1 pseudogene is annotated in these 1,068 nt (G+C 79.4%); it reads right to left on the reverse strand.

Annotated features, from left to right (window positions below):
- Positions 1–1,068, reverse strand: a pseudogene (locus DI269_RS12975) (LuxR C-terminal-related transcriptional regulator); the annotation flags it as partial.

Genomic DNA, 1,068 nt, shown 5'->3' on the forward strand with positions numbered 1-1,068 from the left:
CCCCGAGTGCGCGGCCAGGGCGAGCAGGCAGCGGACCTGCTCGCGGGCGGCCAGGCCGTCCCACGCGGAGGCGGCCTGCGCGAACGGGCCCGGGGCGGCCTTGTCCCAGGCGGCGAGGGTGGAGGCGACGGGGGCGGGCCACGGCGCGGGGCCGGTGGCGACCGGTTCGGTCCCGGTGTCGTAGGCGATCCACCGGCCGGTGATGTGCGCGAGCCCGCCCACCAGGCCCGGGTGGGCGTCGGGGGCTTCGGGGCCGGGCTGGCCGTCGAGCCACGCGGTCTCGTGTTCGAGCCAGGCGACGAGCCCGTCGAGCGCCGCGGGCGCGTCGTGCAGGCGCGACAATCTGGCCCGGGCGGCGCCGAGGGCGCCGGTGTCGGCTTCGGCGAGGGCGATCGCGGCGGCGATGAGCGTGTCGGCCACGGCCGGGAGGGCGTGGTCGGCCAGGGACTGGGCCGCGGCGATCACATTGTCCAGGCCCGTGCCGGACAGGACCAGGCACCAGGCGGCGGCGGCGAGGAACCGGGTCTGCCACGAGTAGGCGCCGTCGGCCCCGGCCCGGTCGGCGGCCTCATGGGCGACGGCCTCGGCCTCGACCAGGCGCGCGGCATCGGCGAGGGCGATGACGCGCGACCACGCGCACCATGCGGCGGTCGTCGCGTCCCCCGCCGCACGGGCCAGGGATTCGGCGTGGGCGAGCGCGTCCGGGTCGTCCCCGGCCAGCGCGGCGGCGAGCCCGGGATGGTCGACGGTGCCGTAGGCCTCGCGCAGTTCGATCGCGAGCGCGAGGCGTTCGTGCGCGGGGGCGCACAGCAGGCGCAGCTGGTCGGTCTCGGGGCCGCCTGGGGCGTCGTCGAGTGCGGCACGGGCCCGGGGGGTCTCGCCGACGGCCAGGAGCGCCCAGGCGCGGACGATCGCGGTCTCCCCGCCCGCCTCGGGGGCGCGGTCGAGGACGGCGAGCGCGGCGTTGGTGCGCCCCGCCTCCAGGGCGGCTCGGGCGGCGGGGACGGCGTGGACGCCGTCGAGCTCGGCCGCGAGGAGCAGGGCTTCGGCGCGGGTCTGCGGCGAAGC

The organism is Glycomyces dulcitolivorans (assembly GCF_003265355.1).
In the GTDB taxonomy this organism is placed as follows: Bacteria; Actinomycetota; Actinomycetes; order Mycobacteriales; family Micromonosporaceae; genus Glycomyces; species Glycomyces dulcitolivorans.